The organism is Pedobacter sp. 01N416 (assembly GCF_056399685.1).
On the sequence record NZ_JBFTRT010000154.1, the window covers coordinates 1 to 9300 of the forward strand.

General features: G+C 39.6%; 5 protein-coding genes. All 5 read right to left on the reverse strand.

The window, feature by feature from the left end; all coding sequences use genetic code 11:
• Window positions 1-1335 precede the first annotated feature (1335 nt).
• The gene (locus AC1DND_RS10475; protein WP_477581430.1) at window positions 1336-4101 is read right to left on the reverse strand and encodes a DUF5695 domain-containing protein; all 2766 of its coding nucleotides are present in this window, start codon (window positions 4099-4101) and stop codon (window positions 1336-1338) included.
• A gap of 597 nt (window positions 4102-4698) precedes the next feature.
• Window positions 4699-6474 (reverse strand): aminopeptidase P family protein, encoded by a 1776-nt coding sequence (locus AC1DND_RS10480; protein WP_477581432.1) that lies wholly within the window; start codon window positions 6472-6474, stop codon window positions 4699-4701.
• A 149-nt stretch (window positions 6475-6623) separates the two neighbouring features.
• Window positions 6624-7091: a hypothetical protein gene (locus AC1DND_RS10485; protein ID WP_477581434.1), complete on the reverse strand. Its 468-nt coding sequence runs from the start codon at window positions 7089-7091 to the stop codon at window positions 6624-6626.
• Entirely contained in the window at window positions 7088-7540 is a 453-nt protein-coding gene (locus AC1DND_RS10490) for a LytR/AlgR family response regulator transcription factor (protein ID WP_477581435.1), read from the reverse strand. Before AC1DND_RS10490 ends, AC1DND_RS10485 begins: the two co-directional genes overlap by 4 nt.
• A gap of 116 nt (window positions 7541-7656) precedes the next feature.
• Window positions 7657-8952, reverse strand: coding sequence for an esterase-like activity of phytase family protein (locus tag AC1DND_RS10495; protein WP_477581437.1), 1296 nt, complete (start codon window positions 8950-8952; stop codon window positions 7657-7659).
• Window positions 8953-9300: the final 348 nt, after the last annotated feature.

Here is a 9300-nt window from a genome sequence, read left to right on the forward strand (position 1 = left end):
TTATAATTCATCGGACTTTCTTCATTACCCAAAAAGAGTAATATTCCCGAATTTATCTTTGATTTTAGTGCTGCTCTTCTTTGGAGGTAAACTTTCTTTTCAAACATATTATTTTGTGTTAGGCAAATATCCCAAAAGCTATTTTTATTCAATAACAATTAAATATAATGGCTAAAATATGGGAGGTATCTGCAAATTATAAGCTATGGTTATGGCACAAAAATCACAATAAATTTCAGGTTAGCGAAAAATAAGGGTAAAATCTGCACATTGATAGGATGATTAAAGAAAGTTTATAGATAGCGTTAACAATTTTTAGCTACGGGAGATATAGATGGCACGGAGTATTTATAAGTCGTTCCATCATTCCAACTTGATTGGAAATCGTGCTTAAGCTTTAACATCAGCTTCGCTGAGCACATCATGGTTCCCGCCTGCGCGTATCGTGTGGACACATCTCTCTTTATTTACATTTGTTTTTAGCGTCGTTGCCTAGGTCGATCGTCATGCTGAATTTATTTCAGCATCTTTCCTGTAATTAACAGCGCTATGTTCCGAAAAAAATCGTCACGTGGAAACAAATATTGATTTTTCCGCTCTTTGCCGCAGGGCATGGTACTTTGGAGCGCCAAAGTACCCAAAGCGCTTTGTCAATCCAACAAGGCGGCTCAGCACAATCCAAGCACATCAAAAAAATAGCGGCACTTCGTTTTGTGTTCAATTTTCGTAACATTTTGAAGCAGCGTTTATGAACACAAAACCACTACGTTTAAGGTTTGGTAGTGCTATTTTTTCTTTTGTGTAACTATTTTTTTGATTTCTCCGCCACTTGGGATTGACGGCGTTCTTCGGTAAAACCTTTGCTTTATTAAAGTTGGTTAGCAAAACGCATAAAAACCCAAACCAAAAGATATGTCTACACGATAGGCCTGCGCGAGAATGACGTCAGTTGGGTTTACAAATAAGCACGTTTTTATTGGCGATAAAATCGCCTTTCTCATGCATCCTCGTTATAACGAGGACGATCTACTAAATTTAAATGGATTATATTATTATTAAATTATATATTTTTTTGAAATACAAAAATATAAACTGATTAACATGAAGTAATTATGTAGCTATAAATAGAACAAATTCAATGGTTTTCAATCTATAAAACATTCCTATTAAGTTAAATATTTAAGTTTAATAATTTGATATACAATTAATATGAATAACTTATATCAATTTATAATACTGATAAGACATACATATAATTGATTATCAATATAAATCAACAAAAAAAAAGCCCCGTAAATTTTAGTTTACGGGGCGGAGACGATAGAAAAATTGATATTATCTTTGAAGAATGATTTCAGTTGTATGCTCTTTTGCAAGCGGTAACTCGTATCCTCCCCTTTTCTTAATGCCATTGCCTTTTACAGCATAAGAACCGACGCCATTAATTTTTGCAGGCTGTAACAACCTCAACATGGCATTAGGTGTATATTCATTTGCTTTGCTCAGTTTTAAGCGAATTTCGCCATTTACAGTATTATAATTTACCTCATCAATGGTACCCGCATCAAGGCTGATCCAAAGCCCTACAGCAGCAATGTAAACCGATGATTTTGCTGCCGTAGTTAATTTAACATTGATGTTATTGCCTGTTTTGTTCAAATTGCCACCGAAAGCCAACCAACCAAATTCAGGATGCTGTAAGATATACGATGATGTATTAACCGCGTAGCCAAAAAAACCGGATCCGTAATCGCCGGTAATGCCGTCATTTTTTAAGGTTGATGGATAAGCATGAAATGCTGCAGGCGCAAAACCTTCTTGGGTAATATTGGAAATCGAACCCAAAAGTCCACCGTAACCAGCACGCAAAAGATAGAAATCGCCGGGATTTTTACGGTAATCCATTAATACAGGAATGGCATTGAGTGCTGAACCATAATGATGGATCATCCGTTCGATACGCGAAAGTTTGCCTCCATAAAGAAAATCCCAGTACCGACGGGCATTACCATTATAGGCCCAATGCGGCACCACAGGCATATAGGCCAATATCGCATCAAGCGTTACATTTGCTTTGTCTTGATAGCCAAAATAGCTCGACCATACATAAACTTCTTCTTGACCTGTAGAGTCCCAAGGCATTTCACTTCCAAAGGGATATTGTAGCGAACGCCAGTGGTTGGCCCGCTTCTTCATTTCATTTTCTAACCTGGCTGCTTCTTCTGTTAGTCCTTCGTTTTTAAGGTCATTTAGGATGAGATAGAAAACTGTGCCTTCCATTTGGCCGAACTGTGCGTAATAAGGGGCAATATTAACCATGGCCATGCCTGTTTCAGCAGCATCTATAAGGTGTTGTTTCCAGCTCTGCTCCTCCACAAGGCCGCTATAATTACGCGCCAACCGATACATCACCCAATGGGCTGCTGCAACATGCGGGTAGTTATAAGACCGGCCCAGGTTATCAGCTTCTTTTTTGGGCCATGCAGACCATGTTTTAAAATTTATATTTGCGGCATAAGTATCTTTAGGGAGCGAATCTGGTGCATAGTAGAACAAGCTCTTTTTTACCCCATATTTCTGAGGACCGTTTTTAAGTTGTATCCGCCCAAACATTACACTATCTACAAATTGTTTCAGTTTATCAACTTCTTCTTTCTTGGGTTGTACCAATTGCTTCATTATTGCCCCCAACCACGAACCTGCACCACCTTCATCGCTTAAACCTGCAATCCATGCCCTATTGTCTTGTGTTACCTGCTGTTGCTTTTCATTATCGTACGTAATAGCTGATGGACTTCTTTTAAAAATAGGGTCGGCCTGGTTAAACCATTGCTTGGTTGTTAAAAAATTGCCATAACTAGCAATCACATCACTTTCGGCTTCAATTACCTTATAATTTATACTTTGCTCCAAGCCATCTTCGTAGGTGATGGACAACCTTGCTCTTCCCCAGGTATTTCCCTTTACAGTATAACTTTTCCAGCCATTTTTGGTTGAGGCCAATGCACTTACTTGTAGGGCATTTTCAGGCTGAACTTGAATAGTTTTAATCTTTTTAGGGTAGTTAACAAATAATTTCCCTTCCACATCTTTAGGCAGTACATAACCCGGAACTGAGATTGCTACTGGTCGTTTATTTTCGATCAGTTTGCTTTCGATATCTTTTGCTGCTCCAGAAAGGATAAACTGAAGGGCATAACTTCTGGTTTCACCAGGTTTTAAAGTGGTTGAAGTCGGTGTATTCCATTGCTCGGCATTTTTCCATTCGTTTTCTGCATAGGCTTTACTGTATACCATCCACTCATAAAAACCTTCAAACGCGATTCCTCTTGGTGTTCGATCATCATTAAGCGGGTTATAAGCCTCAAATGGCGTATGTCCCAGTGGCGCAACGAGCAAAGAAGGTGCATGACCGCTTAACCGCGTAACTTGCAGATAACCGGCGTCTTTACCGATATAAGGATCGTAAAAAACATTTTTTGCATGGGTTTGCTCCAATGTCCTGCCTTCGAGAATATTATCGAAAATCATCGGAATACCCAGTGCCCCGATTTCTACGTTTTTATTGGTCTTATTTTTCAGTTCGAAGCGGAGCACAAGCTTTCCGTTAAACATTTCCCACATCCGTTTAACCTGCAGCGGCATATCAGCCGGAAGTGTTGCAGCAAGATCGGCAGCAGCGAGTACGTTTTTACCCATAGAAATATTTTTCACAGGGCTTCTTTTGGCGGCTGTGCTGTAGCTTTTCCAGGCTTCTTCGCCAATGTAGCGTAACTTCAAATTGATATCGCCCAAGTGATATAAACCATCTGAACTACGCACTTTTAAACTGTCGCTGGGTGCAAAATCGAAATCTTTAACCATTTTAGGCTGTAGGCCCGCTACCGTTTGTGATGACTTAACAAGCTTTAGATTAAATGCTCCGGCATTGTAAGTCGAAAATCCATTTTCCAGGCCCAAAGTAGATGTTTTTTTGCCTAAAGCAATCCAAGGCGATTGGGCTAGAACTACCTCAATATTTAGGAAAGATAAAATACAGCAAAATATTGCTTTAAAAGTTATTATGGATAAGGTTCTCTTCTTTTTTAGTTCGATAATCATGATCATAAAGGAAATTTAGAAATGTGGTTAAATCAAAATTAAAATTTAAAAGATAAAGCAGGCATCGAACTTAAAAATAGCGCAAAATCGGTAAAGAATTGGTGTATTTACTGGAAGTTGGGCGCGAGGCGGTAAACGGATGGCGGATCGATGGTGAATAGCAGGAAGCATGATGAAAAAAATAGGTTCGCAGATTACGCAAAGCACGCAGATTAATAACACATGAGGGGAAACCTAACCCATTAGCACTATATCGGGTACCTAAACGTGATTGCAGCGGCAGCTCCCGAAGTAAGTCGGGACTACAGCGGAAAGCGCGACTGACGTGGATTGAAATGCAGGAATTGCTTTCCTATATCAAATTATTAATCATATAAGAGATATAAGATCATTTAAACGATTATTTTACTAATACAACATAGGGGTCTTCGACAAGCTCAGACTGACAACTATTATATTAAAGACCCACCTATTTATTTTCCTTCAGATTACGCAAAGCGCTAAGATTGTTCGCATTAAGATTAGCTGCTGAGCACTTCGTGGTTCCCGCCTGTGCGGGAATGACGACCGTTCTTTAGAATCATTGGTAGACAATGATTAAACAGGCTGACATTTCACTTTCAACCATTCAGCTTCTTCATCAGATAAAAGGGGTTGAAGCTTCCCAAACACCATTTGATTGTATTGATTTAACCACTCAATCTGATCTGGTGCCAAAAGTGTTTTATTGATAATCGCGGTATCGATAAAACATAAGGTTAAGGTTTCGAAAGTGAGAAAATCGCCAAATTCGCTTTTTCCCTTAGGGATACATAAAACAAGGTTTTCGATGCGTACACCATGTTTTCCCGGACGATAAATACCTGGTTCGATGGAGGTTACCATTCCTGGCTTAAAGGCAATATCTACGTTGGCTGGACTAATATTCTGAGGTCCTTCGTGTACATTTAGGAAAAAGCCAATACCGTGACCCGTTCCATGACCAAAATTTATGGCATGTTCCCAGAGTGGTTTTCTACAGATGGAATCGATTTGATAACCTTTGGTACCTTCTGGAAAAATCAGTTTAGAACCTTCAATCAGGCCTTTTAGCACCAAGGTATAATCATCGGCCTGGGTTGATGAGCAATTACCAATAGGCATTACCCTGGTAATATCAGTTGTACCATACAAATACTGGCCTCCTGAATCGACAAGAAACAAACCATCGGCTAAAATTTCCTGATTGCTTTCTGCTGTTACACTATAATGCGGCAAAGCTCCGTTGGCATTGTAACCAGCTATGGTATTAAAACTTAAACCTACGAAAGATGTTTGTTCAGCCCTAAATGCACCCAGTTTCTCTGCTGCAGACCATTCTGTAATTTTTTCTTTCCCTAAATGATCTTCCATCCATTTAAAGAACCTGGTTAAAGCCACTCCATCATTTAGCATTGCCTTGCGGATGTGATTAATCTCAGTATTATTCTTTAAACTTTTTAGATGTGTGCTTGGATTAATGCCTGAAACGATTTTGGCACTAGAAGGCAAGCACTGATACAAGCCAAAACAGGTACGTTTAGGGTCGATAAAAACCTGCGCGCCTTTTGGTAGATTTTTTAATGCCTCAGCCACCTCAGCATAAGGATGCAAAGTTACGCCCTGCTCATTTAAAGTATCAATATCTGTTTGCGACAATTTTTGTTCGTCGATAAAGAGTTTTACCGCTGCAGGAGTAATTAAAGCAAAACTTAAGGTAACAGGATTATAATCTACATCTTTTCCCCTTAGGTTAAAAAGCCAGGCAATGTCATCAAGCGATGAAATAAAATGATAATCTGCTCCATTTATTTTTAAAGCAGCTTTTACCTCGTTTATTTTAGCCGAAATGGTAAGACCCGCAGCTTCCTCGCCTATTAAAAAGGCATTTTCTACAGGTAGTCCTACCCTATCGAGCCAAATCGTGCTGATAAAATCAACGTCAATTATTTCTATTCCACGCTGGGTCAAACTGTTCTGTATCTCGAGGGCCAAACCTACCGTAATAAGCTGATGGTTAAAACCTACTTTTGCATCCTTTGGCAAAACCTGGCACAACCAATCGATGTATTCGGGCGTATGTGGCACTTTCAACTTTACCAATTCGTAACCAGTATTGTTTAATTGTGTTTCTGCCTGCGTAAAATATCTCGAATCAGTCCACAGACCAGCAAAATTCTGAGTGATGACCAGCGTGCCAGCCGACCCTGTAAATCCACAAGCAAAAGGAATAGCTTTATAATGTGCTGGTAAATATTCACTGATGTGAGGATCTGCCGCGGTAATAATATAAGCATCTACTTTTTGAGCAGCCATTAACTGGCGTAAGGCCTGCAGTTTTTCTACAAAGGTCATGTTGAGGAAGAGTTTTGTAGGGCCAAATTTAAATATTACATTGACATCAGCGCTTAAAACAAACAAGAATTAATATAAATTTTGAAAACGCAGCAGATTCCGCTTGCGTTGGAACCTGTGTTTACCTTTAAAAATATTCAGGACAAACATTAAACGTACCGATCAATTGCAGGCGCTTTAAGCACCTCATAACAATCTGATTTCTGAAAGCACCGTACTTTAAAAACAAGCGCAGATTCTCTCTGTGCAAGCGCATGGATACCCAGTGTAAAACGTTGTTTAAAACGTTTGAGACAAGCCTCTTTATGGCAGATTATTTCGTAACGGTCTGCATTTTCTACGACCACATCAAGCACATACTTTGGCCACTGTTTTTTGATCAGATTCGGCAACCAGCTAAACTGTTGCATGTTAATAAAATTCCCCATCCCTTCAATTGCTTTTGGTGGAATATCTCCACCTATAATCTGGCTCCAGTTCCCTTCAACTTCATCAATAATCCCCAGCACTTTACATCCAGACAGCACCAACCATGGGTCTTCCATGCTTGACTGTATTAACTGATAGGATACATCTTCTAAAAATTCCTGTTCAAAAAGGTAATTAAGTTCGATCATAAGCTATTTTCATTTTTAATCGGCAGATTATTAAGTCGTATCAGTTTATCAATGGTGCCAGTAAAACGTTTCATTGAGATCGGTTTGCCAAGATAACATTCAAAGCTAGAATCTATTTTTCTTACCTCATTTTCGAGGTGGGCGGATGCGTAGATCACAAACCTGGCTTTCGAGCGGAGATGCTGTGATAGTTCAGTTCCCTTCATTCCATCCATATCTATATCTAGAAAAAGAAAATCGATTTTATCGCCGGCACTAATTGTTTTTAAGGCATCAAATGGATTATTAAAGGCGCTAAACAGTTTTAAAAAACGGATATCTTCAATATAATCGTGGAGTACATCAATCGCGTGCTGTTCATCATCAACAATTGCACAACTGTAATACATAGGCAAATTAAGATAGGCTGTACAAAGCTTAACAATGTAAACCTCAATTCCTATAGCCATGCAAAAAAAGGGTAAAAGTACGGTAGTAATGAGCATACTAATGAGACAGTATATCAACTTGCATCTTATTTCATGGTATAAATAGCCATGAGTCAATTGACACATGGCTAAATGCTTTAAAGTTTAATTTTAACAAAGTATAAACGGTTTCTATCAACCGAATTTGTTAAAGGCAATATTTTTTGTGCAAAGCCACTTGCCCCGTTATCCACCACACCAAAATCATCATCATTAGAAATCGCGAGGATGTTGCCAGGCAGTAAGGCCAAACCTTCTGCTTTATCGTGCGGATAAATGGAAGGTAGATCTTTCAGCAGGTCTAAAACGATGGTTTTGCTTACCGGGGTAATTCCCGCTGTGTTTAAACCTGCTGCGTTGTTCAGTTCTTCCACGGTTTTGCCGCCATAAAGTTTACCTGTTACACCATTGCCGGAATCAGAAATATCGGTAGCACCACTCAGGTCTATTTTAAAAACTTTTTTAAATGTTGCCGGGTTGCTTGCTGCACCGCCATACAATCCGTCACGCTCGATGGTTAGGAAAGTAGTGCTGTTAACGGCAACAATATCGCTCACACCTGTTAAAGTAGTGTTATCCATCAGGTAAGCGTATTGCTTGGTTGCTCCGCTTGCGATATCAAAAGTCAAAATTCTTAATACCACCGAATTGGCAACTGCAGCTTTAGACGGATTGTACATTGGCGACTGCATCATGCCTACCAGCGTTTTTCCATCTGGAGTAATGGCCAAGCCTTCCATGCCACGGTTTGCTCTTCTATTGGCAAATACAGCCGGAATAGTGCGTCCACCGGTTCCAGTTCCGAATGGATTAATGCGTTCTATTGTTTTACCAGTTGCATCGAAGTGTGCAATGTGTGGGCCATATTCATCGCTGATCCAAAATGATCCGTCAGCTGCCCTTACCAAACCTTCTGAGTCGATTCCATCGGCACTTGGCGCAATCACCCGTCCATTTAGGTCGTAAGCAGTTTCACCAGAAGCCCCCATTCCTGCAGGGTTTGGAAGTCCGTTTAATTTATTACCGGATGCATTTTTAAGTTCGATGGTTTGTTCGAGTACCAATTTCCCATCTTTCAGCCTGAATTTCCCAATCTGTGGATCAAAATCAGGTTTTCCTATGATAATTGAGTTTGCGAGCTGTCCGGCAACGTTCGAACCCCTATCGGTTAGCATATAAAAAACATCCGGCGAGTTGGGGTCGGCGGCAACAGCTGATCCAAAACCTCCGTTGTACACTTTTACACCAGCAGCAGTTGTGAAAAGCACCGAAGGATCGGAAACTTCTGCAACGGCAGGATAGCTAAATTCTAAAGGGGTTTCTTCGTGACTTTTCTTGCATGATACCATACCGATAGATATGGCTACTATTAGAGTGAGTAATTCTTTTTTCATTTAATTAGGAATATTTTTAGAACAAAGCAAGCATACAGGTATGAAGCCTGTGTTAAGGCAATAACAAGAATAGTTCTCCCATAAGGTTATGCAATCTTAAAAAGCAACTTTTATTTTAATTGCTTTCGACCATTAAGAAGCTAAGGACATTAAGCTTATTAGTAAATTCAAATGCCGGCGTCATTCCCAACTTGATTGGGAACCACGGAGTGCTCATGAATGCCTCTGAATAAAGGAAAACTGATGAATAATCGTAATGCCATGACCAGGCACTATTGCATTAAGATCCCCGTCTGCACGGGGATGACGAATCTTGAAAATTTATATCATCAATAATTCACATACTGC